The sequence below is a fragment of the Pseudomonas sp. B15(2017) genome, from assembly GCF_002113215.1.
Lineage (GTDB): Bacteria > Pseudomonadota > Gammaproteobacteria > Pseudomonadales > Pseudomonadaceae > Aquipseudomonas.
In genome coordinates, this window is sequence record NZ_NEJZ01000013.1 from 114,848 (window position 1) to 139,394 (window position 24,547).

25 protein-coding genes are annotated in these 24,547 nt (G+C 61.4%); 20 read left to right on the forward strand and 5 right to left on the reverse strand.

Features of this window, described 5'->3' with window-relative positions; translation table 11 throughout:
- Positions 1-14 precede the first annotated feature (14 nt).
- The 3 genes from inhA to CAF73_RS19345 all read left to right on the forward strand — a co-directional run bounded on the left by inhA (position 15) and on the right by CAF73_RS19345 (position 3,290).
- The gene (gene inhA / locus CAF73_RS19335) at positions 15-701 is read left to right on the forward strand and encodes an isonitrile hydratase (protein ID WP_085703526.1); all 687 of its coding nucleotides are present in this window, start codon (positions 15-17) and stop codon (positions 699-701) included.
- A gap of 129 nt (positions 702-830) precedes the next feature.
- Positions 831-1,622 (forward strand): CPBP family intramembrane glutamic endopeptidase, encoded by a 792-nt coding sequence (locus CAF73_RS19340; RefSeq protein WP_085700203.1) that lies wholly within the window; start codon positions 831-833, stop codon positions 1,620-1,622.
- 102 nt (positions 1,623-1,724) lie between these two features.
- Entirely contained in the window at positions 1,725-3,290 is a 1,566-nt protein-coding gene (locus CAF73_RS19345) for a PAS domain-containing methyl-accepting chemotaxis protein (RefSeq protein ID WP_085703527.1), read from the forward strand.
- 74 nt (positions 3,291-3,364) lie between these two features.
- On the opposite strand, the gene CAF73_RS19350 is transcribed toward CAF73_RS19345, so the two are convergent.
- Entirely contained in the window at positions 3,365-3,724 is a 360-nt protein-coding gene (locus CAF73_RS19350; RefSeq protein WP_085703528.1) for a DUF6124 family protein, read from the reverse strand.
- Positions 3,725-4,477: 753 nt separating this feature from the next.
- The gene (locus CAF73_RS19355; RefSeq protein ID WP_085703529.1) at positions 4,478-5,155 is read right to left on the reverse strand and encodes an alpha/beta family hydrolase; all 678 of its coding nucleotides are present in this window, start codon (positions 5,153-5,155) and stop codon (positions 4,478-4,480) included.
- 99 nt (positions 5,156-5,254) lie between these two features.
- Between CAF73_RS19355 and ccoN (CAF73_RS19360) the strand changes: the two genes are divergently transcribed.
- The 17 genes from ccoN (CAF73_RS19360) to CAF73_RS19440 all read left to right on the forward strand — a co-directional run bounded on the left by ccoN (CAF73_RS19360) (position 5,255) and on the right by CAF73_RS19440 (position 21,486).
- Positions 5,255-6,679, forward strand: coding sequence for a cytochrome-c oxidase, cbb3-type subunit I (gene ccoN / locus CAF73_RS19360; RefSeq protein ID WP_085703530.1), 1,425 nt, complete (start codon positions 5,255-5,257; stop codon positions 6,677-6,679).
- 10 nt (positions 6,680-6,689) lie between these two features.
- Complete coding sequence (ccoO, locus tag CAF73_RS19365; RefSeq protein ID WP_085700207.1) at positions 6,690-7,298, forward strand: cytochrome-c oxidase, cbb3-type subunit II; 609 nt, start codon at positions 6,690-6,692, stop codon at positions 7,296-7,298.
- Between the two features lie 5 nt (positions 7,299-7,303).
- Positions 7,304-7,501 (forward strand): cbb3-type cytochrome c oxidase subunit 3, encoded by a 198-nt coding sequence (locus CAF73_RS19370; RefSeq protein ID WP_085700208.1) that lies wholly within the window; start codon positions 7,304-7,306, stop codon positions 7,499-7,501.
- Entirely contained in the window at positions 7,498-8,451 is a 954-nt protein-coding gene (ccoP, locus tag CAF73_RS19375; RefSeq protein ID WP_085700209.1) for a cytochrome-c oxidase, cbb3-type subunit III, read from the forward strand. The genes CAF73_RS19370 and ccoP (CAF73_RS19375) overlap by 4 nt, the downstream gene beginning before the upstream one ends.
- A gap of 481 nt (positions 8,452-8,932) precedes the next feature.
- Positions 8,933-10,375, forward strand: a complete 1,443-nt coding sequence (gene ccoN / locus CAF73_RS19380) for a cytochrome-c oxidase, cbb3-type subunit I (RefSeq protein WP_085690137.1) — start codon at positions 8,933-8,935, stop codon at positions 10,373-10,375.
- A complete protein-coding gene (ccoO, locus tag CAF73_RS19385) occupies positions 10,375-10,983 on the forward strand; it encodes a cytochrome-c oxidase, cbb3-type subunit II (protein ID WP_085700210.1) in 609 nt (202 codons plus the stop codon). Before ccoN (CAF73_RS19380) ends, ccoO (CAF73_RS19385) begins: the two co-directional genes overlap by 1 nt.
- Before the next feature lie 6 nt (positions 10,984-10,989).
- A complete protein-coding gene (locus CAF73_RS19390; RefSeq protein ID WP_003175465.1) occupies positions 10,990-11,175 on the forward strand; it encodes a CcoQ/FixQ family Cbb3-type cytochrome c oxidase assembly chaperone in 186 nt (61 codons plus the stop codon).
- On the forward strand, positions 11,172-12,155 hold the full coding sequence (gene ccoP, locus CAF73_RS19395) for a cytochrome-c oxidase, cbb3-type subunit III (protein ID WP_085700211.1): 984 nt from the start codon (positions 11,172-11,174) through the stop codon (positions 12,153-12,155). The genes CAF73_RS19390 and ccoP (CAF73_RS19395) overlap by 4 nt, the downstream gene beginning before the upstream one ends.
- A 393-nt stretch (positions 12,156-12,548) precedes the next feature.
- Positions 12,549-12,737, forward strand: coding sequence for a hypothetical protein (locus tag CAF73_RS29885; protein ID WP_139834854.1), 189 nt, complete (start codon positions 12,549-12,551; stop codon positions 12,735-12,737).
- A gap of 261 nt (positions 12,738-12,998) precedes the next feature.
- Positions 12,999-14,414 carry a cytochrome c oxidase accessory protein CcoG gene (gene ccoG, locus CAF73_RS19405; protein ID WP_085700214.1) on the forward strand — a complete coding sequence of 472 codons (1,416 nt, stop codon included), beginning with the start codon at positions 12,999-13,001 and terminating at the stop codon, positions 14,412-14,414.
- A gap of 11 nt (positions 14,415-14,425) precedes the next feature.
- The gene (locus CAF73_RS19410) at positions 14,426-14,965 is read left to right on the forward strand and encodes a FixH family protein (protein ID WP_085703532.1); all 540 of its coding nucleotides are present in this window, start codon (positions 14,426-14,428) and stop codon (positions 14,963-14,965) included.
- A gap of 133 nt (positions 14,966-15,098) precedes the next feature.
- The gene (locus CAF73_RS19415; RefSeq protein WP_085703533.1) at positions 15,099-17,549 is read left to right on the forward strand and encodes a heavy metal translocating P-type ATPase; all 2,451 of its coding nucleotides are present in this window, start codon (positions 15,099-15,101) and stop codon (positions 17,547-17,549) included.
- A 22-nt stretch (positions 17,550-17,571) separates the two neighbouring features.
- Positions 17,572-17,784 carry a cbb3-type cytochrome oxidase assembly protein CcoS gene (gene ccoS / locus CAF73_RS19420; RefSeq protein ID WP_085703534.1) on the forward strand — a complete coding sequence of 71 codons (213 nt, stop codon included), beginning with the start codon at positions 17,572-17,574 and terminating at the stop codon, positions 17,782-17,784.
- Complete coding sequence (locus CAF73_RS19425) at positions 17,777-18,460, forward strand: sulfite exporter TauE/SafE family protein (protein ID WP_039770036.1); 684 nt, start codon at positions 17,777-17,779, stop codon at positions 18,458-18,460. Before ccoS ends, CAF73_RS19425 begins: the two co-directional genes overlap by 8 nt.
- An 82-nt stretch (positions 18,461-18,542) precedes the next feature.
- Positions 18,543-19,925 carry an oxygen-independent coproporphyrinogen III oxidase gene (gene hemN, locus CAF73_RS19430; RefSeq protein WP_011333280.1) on the forward strand — a complete coding sequence of 461 codons (1,383 nt, stop codon included), beginning with the start codon at positions 18,543-18,545 and terminating at the stop codon, positions 19,923-19,925.
- A 199-nt stretch (positions 19,926-20,124) separates the two neighbouring features.
- Positions 20,125-20,859 carry a fumarate/nitrate reduction transcriptional regulator Fnr gene (fnr, locus tag CAF73_RS19435; protein WP_007951654.1) on the forward strand — a complete coding sequence of 245 codons (735 nt, stop codon included), beginning with the start codon at positions 20,125-20,127 and terminating at the stop codon, positions 20,857-20,859.
- 78 nt (positions 20,860-20,937) lie between these two features.
- On the forward strand, positions 20,938-21,486 hold the full coding sequence (locus CAF73_RS19440; protein ID WP_085700217.1) for an adenine phosphoribosyltransferase: 549 nt from the start codon (positions 20,938-20,940) through the stop codon (positions 21,484-21,486).
- Positions 21,487-21,620: 134 nt separating this feature from the next.
- On the opposite strand, the gene CAF73_RS19445 is transcribed toward CAF73_RS19440, so the two are convergent.
- The 3 genes from CAF73_RS19445 to CAF73_RS19455 form a co-directional block, all read right to left on the reverse strand.
- A complete protein-coding gene (locus CAF73_RS19445; protein WP_085700218.1) occupies positions 21,621-22,769 on the reverse strand; it encodes an acyl-CoA dehydrogenase family protein in 1,149 nt (382 codons plus the stop codon).
- Positions 22,770-22,840: 71 nt separating this feature from the next.
- A complete protein-coding gene (recR, locus tag CAF73_RS19450) occupies positions 22,841-23,443 on the reverse strand; it encodes a recombination mediator RecR (protein WP_085700219.1) in 603 nt (200 codons plus the stop codon).
- A gap of 66 nt (positions 23,444-23,509) precedes the next feature.
- Positions 23,510-24,544: an NADP-dependent oxidoreductase gene (locus tag CAF73_RS19455; protein WP_085703535.1), complete on the reverse strand. Its 1,035-nt coding sequence runs from the start codon at positions 24,542-24,544 to the stop codon at positions 23,510-23,512.
- Between the last annotated feature and the right edge of the window lie 3 nt (positions 24,545-24,547).

Consider the following 24,547-nt stretch of genomic DNA (forward strand, 5'->3'; position numbering starts at 1 on the left):
CACGGAGAAGAACCATGGCGCTGCAGATCGGTTTTCTGTTGTTTCCCCAAGTGCAGCAACTCGACCTGACCGGCCCGTATGACGTGCTGGCCTCGTTGCCGGACGTGCAGGTGCATCTGGTCTGGAAGGATCTGGTGCCGGTGACTTCCAGCACCGGGTTGCTGCTGAAACCGACCACGACCTTCGAGGATTGCCCGGATCTGGACGTCATCTGCGTACCCGGCGGCGCCGGGGTCGGGGCGTTGATGGAAGATGAGCAGACGCTGGCGTTCATCAAGGCGCAAGCCGCGCAGGCGCGTTACGTGACGTCGGTGTGCACCGGTTCGCTGGTGCTCGGGGCGGCGGGTCTGTTGCAGGGCAAACGGGCGACCACGCATTGGGCTTATCACGATCTGCTGCCGACACTGGGCGCGATCGCGGTGAAGGATCGGGTGGTGCGCGACGGCAATCTGTTTACCGGGGGCGGCATCACGGCCGGGATCGATTTTGCCCTGACCCTGTCGCAGGAACTGGTCGGCGTCGACACCGCGCAGCTGGTGCAGTTGCAGCTGGAATATGCGCCGGCGCCGCCGTTTGATGCGGGCAGCCCGGACACTGCGCCGAGCGGGATTGTCGATGAGGCGCGCAAGCGTGCGGCACCTTCGCTGAAACTGCGCCGGGAAATCACCGAGCGCGCGGCGGCGAAGCTCAATCTGCGCTGATTCGTGCGCAGCACAGGCCCTGTGGGGATCCACAGGGCCCGCGTCCCGGTTTTCCCCTACACCTTCACTTGTCCCCTCGCCCCCGGACGTGTAGAAAGCCTGTCCACAAATCGTGCACAAGGACTTTCCATGACCGCTCTGCCATGGCTCTATCTCGGGCTTCTCAGCCTTGGTTACGGATTAGCGCTGAGTTTCGGCCAGCTCGGCTGGCTGGCGCTGATCTCCATTGCACTGCTGGTTTTCGCCGGTTACGCCGTGCGCCAGCAAACCGTGCCGGTCGGGCGATATCTCGGCCATGGCCTGTTTATCGTGCTGGCGCTGGCGCTGGCCCTGCACTGGCTTCCGGGCTTCTACAACGGCCGGGTCATCGAACCGCAGCGCTTCACCGACAACGCGGTGCCGTTCTCGATGTACCTGAATCTCGACAAACCACTGATTGGCTTCTGGCTGCTGCTGGTCTGCCCATGGATCGTCGCGCGGCGCTCGTTGCGCCTGACCGTCTACGCGACCGCGCTGGCACTGACGCTGAGCGTGATTCTGGCGTTGGGCGGCGCGGTGTTGCTGGGCATGATCACCTGGGCGCCGAAATGGCCCGACCAAGCGTGGCTGTGGGTGCTGAACAATCTGCTGCTGGTGACGCTGGTCGAAGAAGCGCTGTTTCGCGGCTATATACAGGGCGGCCTCAGCCGGCGTTTCAAACATCTGCCTTACGGCGAAAACCTCGCGCTGCTGCTTGCGTCCCTGCTGTTCGGCCTGGTGCATGTGGGCGCTGGCTGGCAATGGGTGCTGCTGGCGAGCCTGGCGGGTGTCGGCTATGGTCTGGCCTATCGTTTCGGCGGGCTTGGTGCGGCAATCGCCACGCACTTTGGCCTGAACCTGCTGCATTTCGGTCTGTTCACCTATCCGATGCTCGCGGGTTGAAGCAAGGGCCGTTTTGCGACGCCGTACTTATAAATGAAAAAAAACTTCAATAAATCGCCGACCCCGCCGACAACCCTTCAAAGCCTTGCGGATTGAAAAACCATGCGTAATAACCAGCCCATTACACAACGCGAACGGACTTTCCCGGCTCAGCAGCGGTTGATTTCCACAACCGATGCCAAGGGCGTGATCACCTACTGCAACGACGCGTTCGTCGAAATCAGCGGGTTTTCGCGTGAGGAACTGATCCGTGCGCCGCACAACCTGGTTCGTCACCCCGACGTCCCGGCGGCGGTGTTTGCGCACATGTGGGGCACACTGAAACAAGGCTTGCCATGGATGGGCATTGTCAAGAATCGCTGCAAGACCGGTGATCATTACTGGGTGAACGCCTATGTAACGCCGGTGTTCGATGGCAATCAGGTGGTCGGTTACGAGTCGGTGCGGGTCAAACCCACCGCCGAACAGATCCGCCGTGCCGAAGCGCTCTACCAACGCATCAACCAGGGCAAGTCGGCGATTCCACAAACAGACAAGTGGCTGCCGGTGCTGCAGGACTGGCTGCCGTTCATTCTGGTCAGCCAGTTGAGCTTCATGATCGGCGCCACCCTGAACTCGCAGTGGGGCTTCGCCCTCGCCGCCGGCCTGTCGGTGCCGCTGGGCCTGCTGGGTCTGCAATGGCAACAACGCGGGCTCAAGCGCCTGCTGCGTCTGGCCGAGCAGACCACCTCCGACCCGTTGATCGCGCAGATGTACACCGACAGCCGTGGCCCTCAGGCGCGTCTGGAGATGTCGATCCTGAGCCAGGAAGCCCGCCTGAAAACCTGCCTGACCCGTCTGCAGGACACCGCCGAGCACCTGACCGATCAGGCCAAACAGTCCGACGCCCTGGCGCACAACAGCTCCACCGGTCTGGAACGTCAGCGCGTGGAAACCGAACAGGTCGCCACCGCCGTCAACCAGATGGCCGCCACCACGCAAGAAGTGGCGAGCCACGTACAGCGCACCGCCGACGCCACCCAGGAAGCCAACCGCCTGACCGGTCGCGGCCGCGATATCGCCGGTGAAACCCGCGAAGCCATCCAGCGCCTGTCTGTCGTCGTCGGCGAAACCGGCCTGACCGTCACCCAACTGGCCAAGGACAGCGACGAAATCGGCGGTGTGGTTGATGTGATCAAAGGCATCGCCGACCAGACCAACCTGCTGGCGCTCAACGCTGCAATTGAAGCCGCCCGCGCTGGCGAAATGGGCCGCGGTTTTGCCGTGGTGGCCGACGAAGTCCGCCAACTGGCGCAACGCACCAGCGAATCCACCGGCCAGATCCACGCCCTGATCGCCAAGCTGCAACAGACTGCGTCCAGCGCCGTACAAACCATGGAAGCCGGCCATCGCCAGGCGGAAGAAGGTGTGGCACGGGTTCTGGAAGCGGATCAGGCCCTGGTCGGCATCAGCGAAGCAGTGGCCAACATCACCGACATGACCACCCAGATCGCCGCCGCGACCGAAGAGCAAAGTGCCGTGGCTGAAGAAATCAGCCGCAACATCAGCAACATCTCGGAACTGGCGGACCAGACCTCGGAACAGGCGCATAACTCGGCGTTGCTGAGTGAAGAGCTGACCAAGACGGCCAACACGCAATACTCGTTGGTGGAGCGGTTTAACCGCTGATTGTTCTGGCAATAAAAACCCCGGACAGCGAAAGCTTCCGGGGTTTTTTGTTTGTTATTTACGGCGATTGACGACTACTGCGGCAAACGAAGCTTGTCCAGCAGACGATTCACCAGCAGCTCGTTCAACATGATCAGCTGTTGCAGCGCCAGCAACGGTTTGCGCTCAGGACCTTTCACCGAGTTGGCGATATTGCCGGCCATGGCGTTGGCTGACGACAGTGATTCGCAGGCTTCGACCAGCAGTGTTTCGTCATCGAGCGTGGGATCGACCATGTAGATGGGGCGGGCCTTGGGCGGGAAGTACTTCGGGATTTCGGGGCCGAGGTAATAGTCGAGTGCGCGGTCGGCGGCTGCTTTTGTCTTTTGGGACTCAAGCTCGGGGTCGTTGGAGGTTGGATCGGTTTCTGGCGGGTTTGGTGTGGCTTTGAACATAGATGTAACTCCTATCGCAGACTTCAAGGAGCCATCACCCACGCTACCAAACGATGGGTGGCGGCCATACGCGGGTTGGTAGACCGGCTGCAATAGGAACCCGGCGCTCACGAATGAGCCCCACGCATGACCACCATAAAACCGAGCCCCAAGAAAAGGACTGCATACGGTGTTGCCACACAGCTATTACAGACGGGCTACCAAACCCGATCACTGTTTTTCAGTGACAGGGAAACGATATAGCCCTCTCCAAGCCGCGTAAGCCGGCGGATTCTGGCGTACGTGTAGGCAACGACGCAAGGTGTTGTAGCCCTTATGGCGTAACGGTTCGTGTACTTTAAACGCCGTTTCGGAATTACGTTTACGCACAGAAAACAAGCAGATACTTCCCTGCTGCAATCCGCATGGCTTCTCACCACTCAACACGATGAGCGTTAGCTCGAGTACCGCTTTTGATCTTGATCCACGGGCGACGTCGGAAGGCTGAGTGGAGGGATTTATCCGGGGGTGGGAGCGCAGCGACCGTGCGGCGCAGCCGCATGCATCGAGAGGAGGTGCAGCGAAGCAAACCGTAGGCGATGCCCCCCGGATGAATCCCGGAGCGAAGGAACCCCGAGCTTTAGCGAGTGGGCCGGACGTAGGAGCAAGCGTTTTTGGTTACTTTTGGGGCGTTTGCCAAAAGTGACCCGCCGTAAGGGCGGAACCCTAAGCAGCCATAACCGCAGCAACGGATATACACCCAAAAACCAAACCTCACCGAAGAAACCCGGCAACCCTCTCCGCCGCCGAAGCCAAATGCTGCTCCTGCGTAAACCCGGAAACCTTCAGCGGCTTCAAATCATGATCCCCAGAGGCCAACCAAAAAACCTCAATACTCGGCGATAGATCGTAAGCCCCGACAGCGTCCCGATTGCCAAGCGCATCCCGCTCCCCCTGAACAATCAGCGTCCGAGTCCGCAAAGAAGCCAAATGCTCAACCCGCGGTTTCTCAGGTTTCCCAACCGCATAAAACGGATACCCCAGACAAACCAAAGCATCCGCGCCAAGCTCATCGGCAAGAAGACTGGCCATCCGCCCCCCCATCGACTTGCCGCCAACCGCCAAAACCCCAGCGACATGAAGTCGCACCAAGCCATACACCTCACGCCAACATTCGAGCAACTTCGGCGCCGGATTCGGCGGGCGTTTGCTGCCATCAACCCGCCGCTGCGCCATATAAGGAAACTCAAACCGCAACACGTTGATACCAAGCCCGGCAAGGCGCCCAGCCATATCGTTCATCCAGTCGCTGTCCATCGGCGCCCCGGCACCATGGGCAAGAATGAGCGTCGCCGAAGCCTCCCCAACAGCGGCATCCCAAAGCCACCCGTGATCCCGCAGGCACTGCGCCCATTGATCCCCGTCAATACTGGCCTTGTGCTGTTTGTCCATGCTTGCCTCGCTTTTAGTCTGCCTATAACTCCAGGCGAAGGACGCGCTGCCTGTTTGTCGCAAGCGCACTCACTTCGGCTGAACCGTGGATGGGGAACCATGAACACTTCTATCAGTACCGCCTACAACTACAAGGTGGTCCGCCAATTCGCCATTATGACGGTGGTGTGGGGCATCGTCGGCATGGGGCTCGGGGTTTTTCTCGCGGCTCAATTGGTCTGGCCCGAACTCAACTTCAACCTGCCGTGGACCAGCTTCGGACGCCTGCGCCCGCTGCACACCAACGCGGTGATCTTCGCGTTCGGTGGCTGTGCCTTGTTCGCCAGTTCGTTCTACTCGGTGCAGCGCACCTGCCAGACGCAACTGTTCGCGCCGCAAATCGCCGCCTTCTGCTTCTGGGGCTGGCAGCTTGTGATCCTGCTGGCGGCCATCAGCCTGCCACTGGGTTACACCAGCTCCAAGGAATACGCCGAGCTGGAATGGCCAATCGACATTCTGATCACCATCGTCTGGGTCGCCTACGCCATCGTGTTCTTCGGCACGATCATGCAGCGCAAGACCAAACACATTTATGTGGGCAACTGGTTTTTCGGCGCGTTCATCATCACCGTGGCGATCCTGCACATCGTCAACAACCTTGAGTTGCCGGTGAGCTTCACCAAGTCCTACTCGGTATACGCCGGTGCAACCGATGCGATGGTGCAATGGTGGTACGGCCACAACGCAGTAGGCTTTTTCCTCACCGCCGGTTTCCTCGGGATGATGTACTACTTCGTGCCGAAACAGGCCGAACGTCCGGTGTATTCGTATCGCCTGTCGATCGTGCACTTCTGGGCGCTGATCACCCTGTACATCTGGGCCGGCCCGCACCACCTGCACTACACCGCGCTGCCGGACTGGGCGCAGTCGCTGGGCATGGTGATGTCGCTGATTCTGCTGGCCCCGAGCTGGGGCGGCATGATCAACGGCATGATGACCCTGTCGGGCGCCTGGCATAAGTTGCGCAGCGACCCGATCCTGCGCTTTTTGGTGGTGTCGCTGGCGTTCTACGGCATGTCGACCTTCGAAGGTCCGATGATGGCGATCAAGACCGTCAACGCCCTCTCCCACTACACCGACTGGACCATCGGTCACGTACACGCCGGCGCCCTCGGCTGGGTGGCGATGATTTCCATCGGCGCGCTGTACCACATGATCCCGAAAGTCTTCGGCAAAGAGCAGATGCACAGCATCGGCCTGATCAACGCGCACTTCTGGCTCGCGACCATCGGCACCGTGCTCTACATCGCTTCGATGTGGGTCAACGGCATCGCCCAGGGCCTGATGTGGCGTGCGGTGAACGAGGACGGCACGCTGACCTATTCATTCGTCGAAACCCTGGTGGCCAGCCACCCGGGCTTCGTCGTGCGGTTGATCGGCGGGGCGATCTTCCTCAGCGGCATGTTGCTGATGGCTTACAACACCTGGCGCACCGTGCGGGCCTCGCAGCCTGCTGACGTCGTTGCTGCCGCGCAGATGGTCTGAGGAGTCCGCCATGAAACACGAAACGATTGAAAAGAACGTCGGCCTGCTGATGCTGCTGATGGTGTTCGCCGTGAGCATTGGCGGCCTGACCCAGATCGTCCCGCTGTTCTTCCAGGATGTGACCAACAAACCGGTGGAAGGCATGAAGCCCTACACCGCGCTGCAACTGGAAGGCCGCGACATCTACATCCGCGAAGGCTGCGTCGGTTGCCACTCGCAGATGATCCGTCCGTTCCGCGCCGAAACCGAACGCTACGGCCACTATTCGGTGGCTGGGGAAAGCGTGTGGGATCACCCGTTCCTGTGGGGTTCCAAGCGTACCGGTCCGGACCTGGCCCGGGTCGGTTCGCGTTACTCGGATGACTGGCACCGTGCGCACTTGTACAACCCGCGCAACGTCGTGCCGGAATCGAAAATGCCGGCCTACCCGTGGCTGGTTACCCAGCCGGTCGACAGCAGCCACACCGAAACCAAGCTCAAGGTCATGCGCACCCTCGGCGTGCCGTACACCGACGACGACATCAGCGGTGCGGTGGCCAGCCTCAAGGGCAAGACCGAAATGGACGCCCTCGTCTCCTACCTGCAAGTGCTTGGCACTGCGATCAAGAGCAAGAGGTGATTGAGATGGCCTTTGAAATGAGCGCGGGGCTGATTCGCGGCCTCGGCACGGTCGTGGTGTTCGTGGCCTTCGTCGGCCTGACCCTGTGGGTGTTCAACCGCAAGCGCACGCCGGAATTTGCCGAAGCGCGCCTGCTGCCGTTTGCCGACGAGCCGCAACCCGACCCAACCCCTGCAACTGAAACAAGGAGTACCCGGTCATGACCACCTTCTGGAGTACGTGGATCTGCGTACTGACCATCGGCAGCCTGATCGGCCTGACCTGGCTGCTGGTCGGCACCCGTCGGGGCGAAACCAAGGGCAGCGTCGACCAGACCATGGGCCACAGCTTCGACGGCATCGAGGAGTACGACAACCCGCTGCCGCAGTGGTGGTTCATGCTGTTTGCCGGCACGCTGGTGTTTTCCGTGGGCTATCTGATCCTTTATCCGGGCCTCGGCAACTGGAAAGGCATCCTGCCCGGCTACGAGGACGGCTGGACCGGCGTCCACGAGTGGGAAAAGGAAATGAGCAAGGCCGACGCCAAATTCGGGCCGATCTTCGCCAAGTTCGCCGCGATGCCGGTGGAAGAAGTGGCGAAGGATCCGCAGGCGCTGAAAATGGGTGGCCGTCTGTTCGCCTCCAACTGCTCGGTGTGCCATGGCTCGGATGCCAAAGGCGCGTTCGGCTTCCCTAACCTCGCCGACAAGGACTGGCGTTGGGGCGGCAGCGCCGAAACCATCAAGACCACCATCATGGGTGGCCGGATGGCGGCGATGCCGGCGTGGGGTGAAGTGCTGGGCGAGGCTGGCGTGAAAAACGTTGCCGCCTATGTGCGTCATGAACTGGCGGGGCTGCCATTGCCGGCGGACAACAAGGCGGATCTGCAAGCCGGTCAGCAGGCGTTCAGCACCACCTGCATCGCCTGCCACGGGGCAAACGGCCAGGGCACTGAAGCCATGGGCGCGCCGAATCTGACGCACCCGGCCGGTTTCATCTACGGCACCAGCCTGACCCAGCTCGAGCAAACCATTCGCCATGGCCGTCAAGGCCACATGCCCGCTCAGAACGAGCTGCTCGGTAACGATAAAGTGCAGTTGCTGGCTGCTTATGTGTACAGCCTTAGCAATGGATTGAATACAGAAAAACTGATTACCGAGGACAATAAAAAGTAATCATTGCGTACAAAACTGCCGCACGTTTCCAGTGCGGCAGTTTCCAGCCCCTTTGCGACGCATTGTCGCACCCCTTCACCCCCTCTCCTTTCGGTTACCCGGATTCGGGTCTACGCTTGCTCGATGCGGACTGGCCCGTGCCGGTTCCAGGTCGACCCCGAGCGAGGCGTTGAACGAATCGGCTGACTGACATGGCCGCAAAGGCCGGTAGATACCGGCTGTCGTGCCGATTACCGTCCGTCACCCGAACCGAGCGTTCGAACACACCCCGTTACATCCGACCGGGACCCCTCGCTTTTTTCGTCCGCTGCGACATTTTGCCCGAGGGCAATTTTGTCCTTACGCGGCGCATGGAAAGGCCGCAGAATCAGCGTTGGAAAGCATTGACCCAGGTCATGGCGCGTTGCATTGACCCCCTGCTTTCTACATACTTGCGGCCGATTTTAATCCTAATAAAACACCCAAACCGTGGAACCTTAGAATGAGCACAGCAATCAGTCCGACTGCTTATAACTATAAGGTAGTCCGCCAGTTCGCCATCATGACGGTGGTCTGGGGGATCCTTGGCATGGGGCTCGGTGTCTTCATCGCCTCGCAACTGGTCTGGCCGGAGCTGAATTTCGGTCTGCCGTGGACGAGCTTTGGACGCCTGCGCCCGTTGCACACAAACCTGGTGATTTTCGCCTTCGGTGGTTGTGCACTGTTTGCCACTTCCTACTATGTCGTGCAGCGAACCTGCCAGACGCGACTGATTTCCGACAGCCTCGCGGCCTTCACCTTCTGGGGATGGCAAGCGGTCATCGTCGGCGCGATCATTACCTTGCCGCTGGGTTACACCACCACCAAGGAATACGCGGAACTGGAATGGCCTCTCGCCATTCTGCTGGCCATTGTCTGGGTCACCTACGGTCTGGTGTTCTTCGGCACCATCACCAAGCGCAAGACCAAACACATCTATGTCGGTAACTGGTTCTACGGTGCGTTCATCGTGGTGACCGCGATGCTGCACATCGTCAACCACATGTCGCTGCCGGTCAGCCTGTTCAAGTCCTACTCGGCCTACTCGGGCGCCACCGACGCGATGATCCAGTGGTGGTACGGCCACAACGCCGTGGGCTTCTTCCTGACCACCGGTTTCCTGGGGATGATGTACTACTTCGTGCCGAAACAGGCCGAACGTCCGATCTACTCCTATCGTCTGTCGATCGTGCACTTCTGGGCGCTGATCACCCTGTACATCTGGGCCGGCCCGCACCACCTGCACTACACCGCTCTGCCGGACTGGGCACAATCGCTGGGCATGGCAATGTCGATCATCCTGCTGGCGCCGAGCTGGGGCGGCATGATCAACGGCATGATGACCCTGTCGGGCGCCTGGCATAAGCTGCGCACCGACCCGATCCTGCGTTTCCTCGTGGTATCGCTGGCGTTCTACGGCATGTCGACCTTCGAAGGTCCGATGATGGCGATCAAGACCGTCAACTCGCTCTCGCACTACACCGACTGGACCATCGGCCACGTACACGCCGGTGCACTCGGCTGGGTAGCGATGATCTCGATCGGCGCGATCTACCACATGATCCCGAAACTGTTCGGCCGCGCGCAGATGCACAGCGTCGGTCTGATCAACGCGCACTTCTGGCTCGCGACCATCGGTACCGTGCTGTACATCGCTTCGATGTGGGTCAACGGCATCACCCAAGGCCTGATGTGGCGTGCAATCAACGACGACGGCACCCTCACCTACTCGTTCGTCGAAGCGCTGCAGGCCAGCCATCCTGGCTACATCGTCCGTGCCCTGGGCGGTGCGTTCTTCGCCAGCGGCATGCTGTTGATGGCCTACAACGTGTGGCGCACCGTTCGCGCCTCGGACCCGGCTGAAGCTGAAGCCGCCGCCAAGATCGCCGTAGTTGGAGCTCACTGATGAAGCATGAAGCTGTCGAGAAGAATATTGGCCTGCTGGCCTTCTTCATGGTCATCGCCGTCAGCGTCGGTGGCCTGACCCAAATCGTTCCGCTGTTCTTCCAGGACGTCACCAACAAGCCGGTCGAAGGCATGAAGCCGCGCACCGCCCTTGAACTGGAAGGCCGCGACGTTTACATCGCCAACGGCTGTGTCGGCTGCCACTCGCAGATGATCCGTCCGTTCCGTGCCGAAACCGAACGCTACGGCCATTACTCGGTCGCCGGTGAAAGCGTCTGGGATCACCCGTTCCTGTGGGGTTCCAAGCGTACCGGCCCGGACCTGGCCCGCGTTGGCGGTCGTTACTCCGATGACTGGCAGCGTGCGCACTTGTACAACCCGCGCAACGTAGTGCCTGAGTCGAAAATGCCGGCCTACCCGTTCCTCGTAGAAAACAAGCTCGATGGCAAAGACACGGCCAGGAAAATGGAAGTGTTGCGCACGCTCGGCGTCCCTTACACCGACGAAGACATCGCCGGTGCCAGGGATGCCGTGAAGGGCAAAACCGAAATGGACGCGCTGGTGGCCTATCTGCAAGGCCTGGGCACCATCATCAAAAGCAAACGGTGATTCTTGATGGATATCGGGATGATTCGAGGCCTGGGCACCGTTGTCGTGATGGTCGCCTTCATCGGCCTGGCGTTGTGGGTGTTCAGCCCCAAGCGCAAGTCGGAGTTTGAAGACGCGACCTTGCTGCCCTTCGCGGATGATCCCGAAGCCATCAAGCACGTCGAGCAAGCTTCTAGGAGTAACAAAGAATGACTACATTCTGGAGTCTGTACGTCACAGTCCTCAGTCTCGGTACGATCTTTTCCCTGACCTGGCTGTTGCTGTCGACCCGCAAGGGTCAGCGCGCCGAGCAGACCGACGAGACGGTCGGCCACTCCTTCGACGGGATCGAGGAGTACGACAACCCGCTGCCGAAATGGTGGTTCATGCTGTTCGTGGGCACCATCGTGTTCGCGTTGGGTTATCTGGTGCTGTACCCGGGCCTGGGCAGCTGGAAAGGTCTGCTGCCGGGCTACAACTACCTCGATACCGAGAAGCAGACCCCGTTCGCCAACGGCCAGACCGGCTGGACCGGCGTTCACGAGTGGGAAAAGGAAATGGCTCGCTCGGACGCCAAGTTCGGTCCGATCTTCGCCAAGTTCGCGGCGATGCCGATCGAGGAAGTCGCGAAGGATCCGCAAGCCCTGAAGATGGGTGGCCGTCTGTTCGCCTCCAACTGCTCGGTCTGCCACGGTTCCGACGCCAAGGGCGCTTATGGTTTCCCTAACCTGACCGACGCCGACTGGCGCTGGGGCGGCGAACCGGAAACCATCAAGACCACCATCATGGGCGGTCGTCACGCCGTGATGCCGGCCTGGGCGGAAGTGATCGGTGAGCAAGGCGTGGCCGATGTGGCCGCGTTCGTGCTGACCAATCTGGATGGCCGCAAGCTGCCGGAAGGCACCAAGGCGGATCCGGCCAACGGCCAGAAACTGTTCGCTGCCAACTGCGTGGCGTGCCACGGTCCGGAAGGCAAAGGCACCCCGGCAATGGGCGCCCCGAACCTGACCCACCCGGCCGCGTTCATCTACGGCTCGAGCTTCGCGCAGCTGCAGCAGACCATCCGTTACGGCCGCCAGGGCCAGATGCCTGCCCAGGAACAACTGCAAGGCAACGACAAGGTTCACCTGCTGGCGGCTTATGTTTACAGCCTGTCCCACGGTGAAAAACCAGCGGAAGCCGAGGCCCAGTAAGGCCAACGTTTGAAGCAAAAAAAACGGCCCCGCCAATGAGAATTGGCGGGGCCGTTGCTTATGGCCGACTGGCCCAGATGGATTTCAGCGGAACCGTGTCCGCGAATTGCGGTTTTTGCCAATCATTGTTCTCGATCAGATTGCCATGCAGTTGCTTGCGATCATCCGAAAAGCTAGCTGTCAGGGACGTCTGCTGGGACGCTGCGCCGCTGAGAAACGAACCTCTCCGACATTTTTCGAGTACGCAGATCAATCTGTGGGGCTAAAAGAACCACATCGCAGCTTCACATCTCGCAACCGAAATTCGTTGGGCACATTGGCTGGCAAGCGATAACGTCCTTCGGCAGCCGATGCGCTGCGACCTCACAACTCATCTTGCAAGGAAGGCATACGATGAACGAACAACATCAGAATCAGGACGGTGATGAGCCGATTCAAACGGATGAACAGACGCCACAAAATGATGTGACCGATAGCAACAGCCTGAAACGACAAAAGCGCTCCACGAAAGGCAATGTCGCAGCTGACAGAAAAAAAGGCACCGGTGGAATGGATAGCCTTGGCGGCGGCCGGATACTGTGACCGACCGATGAAAGCGGCTGCGTCTGCTCTTGTGCAGCGCAGCCGCCTCGATGTCAGCAGTGCCTGTCGTCTATAGTCAATTGATCTGCATCATGCTTTGCTGCATTCGCTACACCATTCAGGTTTTTTCCCCAACGCGACCAAAGGTCGCACCCGTTCGTCGGTGGTACAGGCGTATCATTGGGCCACTGCAACACCCCTTTTTGACCCCGGTCGGCACGTATCGACCGAGGCATTTTTCCACTGCCGTGGGATGCAATGATGAGCAACCAGATTCCGGTACACGACGTCACGCCGCCCGACAAGAACGCGAACAACAGCGTCGATCTTTACGCCGCTCGAGAAAAAATCTACACAAGAGCTTTCACCGGCCTGTTCCGCAATCTGCGGATGATGGGCGGCACGGCGCTGTTCCTGTTGTATTTCGGTACGGTGTGGCTGAACTGGGGCGGCCATCAGGCCGTGTGGTGGAACCTGCCGGAACGCAAGTTCTTCATTTTCGGCGCCACCTTCTGGCCCCAGGATTTCATCCTGCTTTCGGGCCTGCTGATCATTGCCGCATTCGGCCTGTTCTTCATCACGGTGTATGCCGGCCGGGTCTGGTGCGGTTATACCTGCCCACAAAGCGTGTGGACGTGGATTTTCATGTGGTGCGAAAAGGTCACCGAAGGCGACCGCAACCAGCGCATCAAGCTGGACAAGGCGCCGATGAGTGCCAACAAGTTCCTGCGCAAGTTCGCCAAGCACGCCATGTGGTTGCTGATCGGTTTCGTCACCGGCATGACCTTCGTCGGCTACTTCTCGCCGATCCGTGAACTGGTCTTTGACTTCTTCACCGGGCAAGCCGATGGCTGGTCGTATTTCTGGGTCGGCTTCTTCACCCTCGCCACGTACGGCAACGCCGGCTGGTTGCGGGAGCAGGTGTGCATCTACATGTGTCCGTATGCGCGCTTCCAGAGCGTGATGTTCGACAAGGACACCCTGATTGTTTCCTACGACCCGCGGCGCGGCGAAAGCCGTGGCCCGCGCAAGAAAGGCGTCGACTACAAGGCCCTGGGCCTGGGCGACTGCATCGACTGCACCATGTGCGTTCAGGTCTGCCCGACCGGCATCGACATCCGCGACGGCCTGCAGATCGAGTGCATCGGTTGCGCCGCATGCATCGACGCCTGCGACAGCATCATGGACAAGATGGATTACCCGCGCGGGCTGATCAGCTACACCACCGAACACAATTTGTCCGGGCAGAAGACCCATAAACTGCGCCCGCGCCTGATCGGCTACGCCGTGGTGCTGCTGGCGATGATCAGCCTGTTGGTGACCGCATTCTTCATGCGTTCGCTGGTGGGTTTCGACGTCAGCAAAGACCGCGTGCTTTACCGTGAAAACGCCGAAGGCCGGATCGAAAACGTCTACAGCCTGAAGATCATGAACAAGGATCAGCGCGACCACACTTATGTGCTGGAAGCTGCCGGCTTGCCGGATCTGCGCCTGCAAGGCAAACGCGAGATCAAGGTGCCGGCCGGGGAAATCTTCAGCATGCCGGTCGAACTGTCGAGCGCACCTGAACAATTGCCATCGAGCACCAACGAGGTGAAATTCATCCTCAAGGATGCCGATGACGACAGCGTCCACGTAGAAGCCAAGAGCCGTTTCATCGGCCCACAAAATCGTTGAGAGAACTGAACATGCCCGCAGCAAACACCGCAAGTCCCTGGTACAAGCACCTTTGGCCATGGATCATCATCGGGATTCTGGCCTGTTCGGTGACCCTGACGCTGTCCATGGTGACCATTGCGGTGAACAACCCGGACAACCTGGTCAACGATAACTACTACGAGGCCGGCAAAGGCATCAACCGTTCACTGGATCGCGAACTGCTGGCGCAGACCCTGAAGATGCGCGCTGCCGTGCATCTGGATGATGTCACCGGCGAAGTCGATCTGCGCCTGAGCGGCGACAGCCAGCCGAAAACCCTGGAACTGAACCTGATCTCGCCGACTCAACCGGAGAAGGATCGCAAGATTGTCCTGGCCCGCAGCGAGACCGAACAGGGCCGGTACATCGGCCAGTTGAGCGACAAGATCGAAGGCCGGCGTTTTGTTGAATTGCTGGGCACCCAGGACGATCACGTGTGGCGGATGTTCGAGGAAGAGCTGGTCAGCCATGACAAGGATTTGTTGCTCGGTGATGAGCCGTTGCAGGGCGCTGAAGACCTGAAGCACTAAGCCTGACTCTGATCGCACCCACGCTCTGCGTGGGCACGCAGCCACGGACGCTCCGCGTCCCGGCCGAAGCGGACGCGGAGCGTCCGTGGAGGCAGTCCCACGCGGAACGTGGGAACGATCATCGGAAAGCCTCATGACCATTCCAGTCCCCTGCTACCACTGCGCCCTGCCCGTCCCGTCCGGCAGCCGCTTCACCGCCGTCGTGCTCGGGGAATCCCGCGAGTTCTGCTGCCCCGGCTGTCAGGCGGTGGCCGAAGCCATCGTCGCCGGTGGCCTGGAAAGCTATTACCAGCATCGCAGCGAAGCCTCGGCCAACCCCGAAGCGCTGCCGGTGCAACTGGTCGATGAGCTTGAGTTGTACGACCGCGCCGACGTGCAACAACCCTTCGTGCGCCACGAAGGTGAACTGGCCGAAACCACGCTGCTGATGGAAGGCATCAGTTGCGCCGCGTGCGGCTGGCTGATCGAGAAACACCTGCGCACGCTGCCCGCCGTGGCCGAGGCGCGGTTGAACCTGTCCAATCATCGCCTGCATGTGCGCTGGGCTGACGCTCAGTTGCCGCTGAGCCAGATCCTCAGCGAACTGCGCCACATTGGCTATGCCGCACACCCGTATCAGGCCGACCGCGCGAGCGAACAACTGGCCAGCGAAAACCGCCTCGCCCTGCGCCAACTCGGCGTCGCCGGCCTGCTGTGGTTCCAGGCGATGATGGCGACCATGGCTACCTGGCCGGAATTCAACATCGATCTCAGCCCGGAGCTGCACACCATCCTGCGCTGGGTCGCGCTGTTCCTCACCACGCCGATTGTGTTCTACAGCTGCGCGCCGTTTTTCAAGGGCGCCATGCGTGACCTGCGCACCCGTCACCTGACCATGGACGTCTCGGTGTCGCTGGCGATCGGCGCGGCGTATGTCGCCGGGATCTGGACCTCGATCACCGGGGTCGGCGAACTGTATTTCGACGCGGTGGGCATGTTCGCGCTGTTCCTGCTTGCCGGGCGCTACCTCGAACGCCGCGCCCGCGAGCGCACCGCCGCTGCCACCGCGCAACTGGTCAATCTGTTGCCCGCCTCGTGTCTGCGTCTCGACGATGCCGGCCAGAGTGAACGCATCCTGCTCAGCGAACTGCGCCTCGGTGATCGGGTGCTGGTGCAGCCCGGCTCGGTGCTGCCAGCGGACGGCAAGATCCTCGATGGCCAGTCGAGCATCGACGAATCGGTGCTGACCGGCGAATACCTGCCGCAGCCGCGCGCCATAGGCGATGCTGTCACCGCCGGCACGCTGAACGTGGAAGGCGCGCTGACCGTCGAGGTGCAGGCGCTGGGCCAGGACACACGACTGTCGGCCATCGTCCGCCTGCTGGATCGCGCCCAGGCAGAAAAACCACGGCTGGCGGAAATCGCCGACCGCGCTGCGCAGTGGTTTTTGTTGTTGTCGCTGATCGCGGCGGCCGCCATTGGCCTGCTGTGGTGGGAGCTGGATTCGTCGCGAGCATTCTGGATCGTCCTTGCCATGCTGGTGGCGACCTGCCCGTGCGCGCTGTCGCTGGCGACGCCAACCGCCCTCACCGCCGCCACCGGCACCCTGCACAAACTCGGCCTGCTACTGACGCGCGGCCATGTGCTGGAAGGCCTGAACCAGATCGACACGGTGATTTTCGACAAGACCGGCACCCTCACCGAAGGCCGACTGGTGCTGCGTTCGATCCGACCGCTTGGCGCCCTCGATAGCGATCAATGCCTGAGCCTCGCCGCCGCCCTGGAAAACCGTTCGGAACACCCGATCGCCCGCGCCTTCGGTCGCGCGCCACTGGCTGCCGAAGACGTCCACAGCACGCCTGGCCTGGGGCTTGAAGGGTCGGTCGATGAGCAGCGTTTGCGCATCGGTCAAGCGGCGTTTGTGTGTGATCTCAGCGGCGCGCCGGTGCCTTCGATGCCGAAGGAACCGGGTCAATGGCTACTGCTCGGTGACCGTCAGGGGCCGCTGGCCTGGTTCGCCCTCGACGACCGTCTGCGCGATGACGCCCCGGCCCTGCTCGCCGCATGCAAGGCGCGCGGCTGGCGCACGCTGCTGCTGTCGGGCGACAGTTCGCCGATGGTCGCCAGCGTCGCCGCCGAACTGGGCATCGATGAGGCGCGCGGCGGTCTGCGCCCGGACGACAAGTTGCAAGTGCTGCAACAACTGCACAAGGACGGCCGCAAGGTGTTGATGCTCGGTGACGGGGTCAACGATGTGCCGGTACTGGCCGCCGCCGACATCAGCGTGGCCATGGGCTCGGCCACCGATCTTGCGAAAACCAGCGCCGACGCAGTGTTGCTGTCCAACCGTCTCGACGCACTGGTACAAGCCTTCACGCTGGCCCGCCGCACCCGCCGGGTGATCATCGAGAACCTGTTGTGGGCCGCGCTGTACAATGGCCTCATGTTGCCGTTCGCCGCCCTCGGCTGGATCACTCCGGTGTGGGCCGCCGTCGGCATGTCGATCAGTTCGCTGACCGTGGTGCTCAACGCCCTGCGCCTGACTCGCCTGCCGAGCGCGCCGGCCGTCAACCCCACGTCAGAAACCCGCCCGCTGCCGGCCTGAGCCGCGCGGGCATGGAGTACAGATGCCAGCTCTCTACGTGATGATTCCGGCCGCGCTGCTGATCGTGGCCATCGCCGTCTACATCTTTTTCTGGGCGGTGGACAGCGGCCAGTACGACGACCTCGACAGCCCGGCCCACAGCATCCTGTTCGACGATCAGGATCCGAACCATACCGCCGCTGTGGACGAAGCCAACCCCGCGAAACCGGACGACAAGGCGCCACCCCATGCTTGAACTGGCGCCGCTGCTGGTGTCTGCGTTGATTCTCGGCCTGCTCGGCGGCGGGCATTGCCTGGGCATGTGCGGTGGTCTGATGGGCGCGCTGACCCTGGCGATTCCCAAGGAACAACGCAGCCGACGCTTTCGATTGCTGCTGGCCTATAACCTCGGGCGGATTCTCAGCTATGCCACGGCGGGATTGCTGATCGGACTGGCGGGATGGGCCGTGGCGAACAGTCCTGCTGCGCTGTTCATGCGCGTGCTTGCGGGTTTGCTGCTGATCGCCATGGGCCTGTATCTGGCAGGCTGGTGGAGCGGCCTGACTCGCATCGAAAGCCTCGGTCGCGGGCTGTGGCGCTACATTCAGCCTGTCGCCAATCGCCTGCTGCCGGTGTCGAGCCTGCCCCGGGCTTTATTGCTCGGCGCACTGTGGGGCTGGCTGCCGTGCGGGCTGGTTTACAGCACGTTGCTGTGGTCGGCCAGTCAGGGCAATGCTCTCGACAGTGCATTGCTGATGCTCGCTTTCGGGCTCGGCACTTGGCCGGTGCTGCTGGCGACCGGCCTCGCGGCCGAGCGGGTCACGGCGCTGTTGCGCAAACGCAGCGTGCGCATGGCCGGCGGCCTGCTGGTGATCCTGTTCGGCATCTGGACTCTGCCGGGCCCGCACCAGCACTGGCTGATGGGCCACTGATCCCGTTGATGCAAATCAAGATGCTTTTTCGCGCCCTCCCCTAGACTCGGCACACTGCCAGCCTATCCGGGGGAATGCCCGCATGCTCGACGCCATTCGTTGGGACACCGATTTGATCCGCCGCTACGACCTGGCGGGGCCGCGCTACACCTCGTACCCGACGGCCGTACAATTTCACAGTCAGGTCGGCACCTTCGACCTGTTCCACGCCCTGCGCGACAGCCGCAAGGCCCTGCGCCCGTTGTCGCTGTACGTGCACGTGCCGTTCTGCGCGAATATTTGCTACTACTGCGCCTGCAACAAGGTCATCACCAAAGATCGCGGCCGCGCGCTGCCGTATCTGCAACGGCTCGAGCAGGAAATCCAGCTGATCGCCTGCCACCTCGACCCCGCACAGAAAGTCGAGCAACTGCACTTCGGCGGCGGCACGCCGACCTTTCTCAGCCACGACGAACTGCGCCAGTTGATGGCGCACCTGCGCAAGCACTTCAATCTGCTGGACGATGATTCCGGCGACTACGGCATCGAGATTGACCCGCGCGAAGCCGACTGGTCGACCATGGGCCTGCTGCGCGAATTAGGCTTCAACCGGGTCAGTATCGGCCTGCAAGACCTCGACCCGGCGGTACAACGGGCGGTCAATCGCCTGCAAAGCCTGGAAGAAACCCGCGCGGTGATCGACGCAGCGCGGACTCTGCAATTTCGCTCGATCAACATCGACCTGATCTACGGCCTGCCCAAACAGACCCCGGACAATTTCGCCCGCACCGTTGAGGAAGTCATCAGCCTGCAACCGGACCGACTCTCGGTGTTCAACTACGCGCACCTGCCGGAACGCTTCATGCCACAGCGGCGGATCAACGGCAACGAACTGCCAAGCCCGGCGCAGAAACTGGAAATGCTGCAACGCACCATCGAACAACTGACCGCCGCCGGCTATCGCTACATCGGCATGGACCACTTCGCCCTGCCCGACGATGAACTGGCGATTGCTCAGGAAGAATCGACCCTGCAGCGCAACTTCCAGGGCTACACCACTCACGGTCATTGCGACCTGATCGGGCTGGGCGTGTCGGCCATCAGCCAGATCGGCGACCTGTACTGCCAGAACAGCAGCGACCTCAATCACTACCAGAACACCCTCGCCGGCGCGCAACTGGCCACCAGTCGTGGTCTGGTGTGTAACGCTGACGATCGCCTGCGTCGTGCAGTGATCCAGCAACTGATCTGCAATTTCAGCCTGGATTTCGCCGAGATCGAACGTAGCTTCAACATCGATTTTCAGGGTTATTTCGGCGCGCTCTGGCCGCAATTGCAGGGCATGGCGCAGGACGGGCTGATCGAACTGGATCGCGAGCGCATCACCGTGCTGCCGGCCGGTCGCCTGCTGGTACGTTCGGTGTGCATGGTGTTCGACGCCTACCTGGAACAGCAAAACCGCCAGCGTTTCTCGCGGGTGATCTAGCTTTTCCAAGCACAACGCAGGGGTTGTCCGGGTATCACGGTCATCGAAACGGTGCCTTGCACGCCGTCCGAGACACGTTTATCGGCCGTCATCCCTGCGGCTTCATGCCTTGGGGGCAATCTCGCCACAGGCTGGCCTGAATGTCCTCCGCTGGGTTACCCTTACGCCTTATGTGTGTTTTCCCACAAGGATTTAAGAAATGTCCGAGCCAGTTAAACTGCGCGCTCACAACCAGGCTAATTGCAAGGATTGCAGCCTGGCCCCTCTCTGCCTGCCACTTTCGCTGAATCTGGAAGACATGGATGCGCTGGACGAAATCGTTAAACGTGGCCGCCCGCTGAAAAAGGGTGAGTTCCTGTTCCGTCAGGGCGACACCTTCGATTCCGTTTATGCAGTACGCTCCGGCGCCCTGAAGACCTTCAGCCTGAGCGACACCGGCGAAGAACAACTGACCGGTTTCCACCTGCCGAGCGAACTGGTCGGGCTGTCCGGCATGGACACCGAGAAACACCCGGTTTCCGCCCAGGCGCTGGAAACCACTTCGGTTTGCGAAATTCCCTTCGAGCGCCTCGACGAACTGGCCCTGCAACTGCCGCAGCTGCGCCGTCAGTTGATGCGCGTGATGAGCCGCGAAATCCGCGATGACCAGCAAATGATGTTGCTGCTGTCGAAGAAAACCGCCGACGAGCGCATCGCCACGTTCCTGGTCAACCTGTCGGCGCGTTTTCGCGCTCGCGGCTTCTCGGCCAACCAGTTCCGCCTGAGCATGTCCCGCAATGAAATCGGCAACTACCTGGGGCTGGCGGTGGAAACCGTGTCCCGGGTTTTCACCCGCTTCCAGCAGAACGAACTGATCGCAGCCGAGGGCAAGGAAATCCATATCCTCGACCCGATCCAGCTCTGCGCCCTGGCCGGCGGCTCGCTCGAAGTCTGATCTCGACCCGCGGCCGAGCGTATCGTTTCAGCCGCGGGTATACTGCGCCGTTTGCAGCCCTGCCAGGACACCTCGACGATGGTCTTCGACTCCTTCGACATCAAATCCCTGATCCGCCCCGTGATCGACTTCCCGAAACCGGGTGTGATCTTTCGCGACATCACCCCGCTGTTCCAGTCGCCCAAGGCCCTGCGCCTTGTGATGGACAGCTTCGCCCACCGCTATGTGGAAGCCGACTTCACCCACATCGGCGCGATGGACGCTCGCGGTTTCCTGATCGGGTCGGTGCTGGCCTATCAGCTGAACAAGCCGCTGGTGCTGTTTCGCAAGCAAGGCAAACTGCCGGCGGATGTGCTGGCCGAAGGCTACGCAACCGAGTACGGCGAAGCGTTCCTCGAAGTGCACGCCGACAGCCTGTGTGAAGGCGATTCGGTGGTGATGTTCGATGACCTGATCGCCACCGGTGGCACGCTGATCGCAGCGGCCAACCTGATCCGCCGCATGGGCGCCCGTGTTCACGAAGCGGCGGCGATCATTGATCTGCCGGAGCTGGGTGGTTCGCAGCGTCTTGAGGACATGGGGATTGCGACGTTCTGCCTGACGCAGTTTGCCCTGACTGACAAGTAAAACCCCGCGCCCGATCGTTCCCACGCTCTGCGTGGGAATGCCTCAACGGACGCTCCGCGTTCGGCTTTGGAAGGGACGCGGAGCGTCCCGGGCTGCATTCCCACGCAGAGCGTGGGAACGATCAACACCGAGGATTACAGTCCCATCTGCTTGCTGATGATCTCGTTCATCACTTCCCGCGTCCCGCCGCCAATCGACAGAATGCGGTTATCCCGGTACAGCCGCTCCACCAGGCTTTCGCGCATATAACCCAGCCCGCCAAGAATCTGCACCGCCTCGTTGGTAATGCGATCCGAAGTGTCCGTGGCAAAGTTCTTGGCCATGGAGATTTCCTTGATCACGCTCTGCCCCGCCGCCATCTTCGCCGCCTGCCGGTAGGTGAACTCCCGCGAGACTTCCAGCGCCGTGGCCATTTCCGCAAGGCGATGCTTGATCACCTGGAACTTGCCGATGGGCTTGCCGAACGCCTGCCGCTCCTTCGCCCATTTCAGGCTCTCTTCCAGCGCCAGTTGCGCGGTCATGTTGGCCATCAAGGCCAACGCCAGACGCTCGCTCTGAAAGTTGCCCATGATGCAGGCAAACCCCATGTTCTGCGCGCCGATCAGATTGCCCACCGGCACCGGACAATCGTCGAAGAACAATTCAGCGGTGTCCGACGCCCACCAGCCCATTTTCTTCAGTTGCCGGCCAACGGTGAAACCGGGTGTGCCCTTCTCGATCAGTAGCAGGCTGATGCCGGCAAAACCGGGCGCACCGGTACGCACCGCGACGGTGTAGTAATCGGCGCGCACGCCACTGGTGATAAAGGTTTTGCTGCCGCTGACCCGGTAATGATCGCCATCGCGCACGGCGCGGGTCTGCAGGTTGGCGACGTCGGAGCCGCCGCCCGGCTCGGTCACTGCCAGGGCGCTGATCTTCTCGCCGCTGAGCACTTGAGGGACGACGCGGTCACGGACTTCGGGCCGGGCCCATTTGACGATCGGCGGCAAACCGATATCAAGCGAACCGAGCCCGGCTACAAGCCCGCCGGAACCACAACGCATCAGTTCTTCGCTGGCGGCGATCTTGGCGAACAGATCTCCTTCGTGACTGCCACCCAGCGCTTCGGGGTAACCGATGCCGAGGATGCCGGCCGCACCGGCCTTGAGGTAAAGCTCACGGGGGAAGCTTTCGGCTTCTTCCCACGTATCGATGTCCGGCAGGATCTCGCGCTCGACGAAACGTCTGACGCTGTCGCGGACCAATTGGTGGCTGGGGTCGAAGTATTCCTGGAAGGCGGGCATCGGCGAACTCCATGGAAGGGTTCGCCGAACTTAACCGAGCGCTTGCTTGGTTTTCAACAGGATTGTGTGGCTCAGAGGGAAATCGGCTTGCGCCCTGCAAACGAGTGAGCCAGCGTACCGCCGTCCACCAGTTCCAGTTCGCCACCCAACGGTACGCCGTGAGCGATGCGCGAGGCGATCAGGCCTTTGCTCTGCAGCAACTGAGCAATGTAGTGGGCGGTTGCTTCACCTTCCACGGTCGGGTTGGTGGCGAGGATGACTTCGGTGAAGGTGCCCGCCTCTTCGATCCGCGCCATCAATTGCGGGATGCCGATGGCTTCCGGTCCCAGGCCGTCCAGCGGCGACAGGTGCCCCTTGAGCACGAAGTAGCGACCGCGGAACCCGGTCTGCTCGACCGCGTAGACATCCATCGGCCCTTCCACCACGCACAACAGCGTGTCGTCGCGGCGGGTGTCGGCGCATTGCGGGCACAGATCGTCTTCGGTCAGCGTGCGGCACTGACGGCAGTGTCCGACCCCCTCCATGGCCTGGCTCAGGGCCTGGGCCAGGCGCGTGCCGCCGCTGCGGTCACGCTCGAGCAACTGCAACGCCATACGCTGGGCAGTTTTCTGACCCACGCCCGGCAAAGTTCGCAGGGCGTCGATCAGTTGGCGAATCAAAGGGCTGAAGCTCATGGGGAAAAAGTCCGACAAAACGACGAGACGCGGTTTATACCCGCGCCTCCGGCCAGCGTCAAATCCTCAGTCCTGTGCAACCTTCACCACCAGTTTGCCGAAGTTACGCCCCTCCAGCAGCCCGATAAACGCCTGCGGTGCCTGCTCCAGGCCCTCGACCACGTCCTCGCGGAATTTCACCTTGCCATCGCGCACCCACGGCACCATGGCGCTGATGAATTCCGGCTGACGGTCGCCATAGTCGTCAAACACGATGAAGCCCTGAATCCGTACGCGTTTGGTCAGCAAGGTGCGTTGCAAGGCAGGCAAGCGATCCGGGCCTTTCGGCGCTTCCGAGGCGTTGTAGCCGGCGATCAGGCCGCACAGCGGGATCCGCGCCTTGGGATTGAGCAGAGGGACGACCGCATCGAAAACATGGCCGCCAACGTTTTCGTAATAGATGTCGATGCCATTGGGACAGGCCTTGGCCAGTTGCTCGGCAAAGTCCGGTGCCTTGTGATCGATGCAGGCGTCGAAGCCCAATTGCTCGACCACGTATTTGCACTTCTCGGCACCACCGGCCACGCCGACGGCGCGCAGGCCTTTGATCTTCGCCACCTGGCCGACCACCGAGCCCACTGCACCGGAAGCGGCGGCGACCACCAGAGTCTCCCCTTCTTTTGGCTGGCCGATGTCCATCAGGCCCATGTAGGCGGTCATGCCGGGCATGCCCAGCACGCCGAGGGCCATCGACGGGCTCGGCAGGCCGGACGGGATCGGGATGATGTTGCGGCCGTCGCTGATGCTGTGGCTTTGCCAGCCGGTGGCACCCACCACCAGATCGCCGGGGTGGAATTTCGGATGACGCGACTGTTCTACACGGCTGACAGCGCCGCCGGTCATCACCTCGCCGACCTGTACCGGCGCCGCGTAGGACGGCGCATCACTCATGCGCCCGCGCATGTAGGGATCGAGTGACAGGTACAGGGTCTTGAGCAACACCTGGCCGTCTTCAAGGTCCGGCAGCGCCTCGCGCTCCAGACGGAAGTTCTCGGGCGTTGGCGCGCCCACCGGTCGCGAGGCCAGCACGAAGCGTTGATTGAGGGTCAGAGAGTCGGACATGTC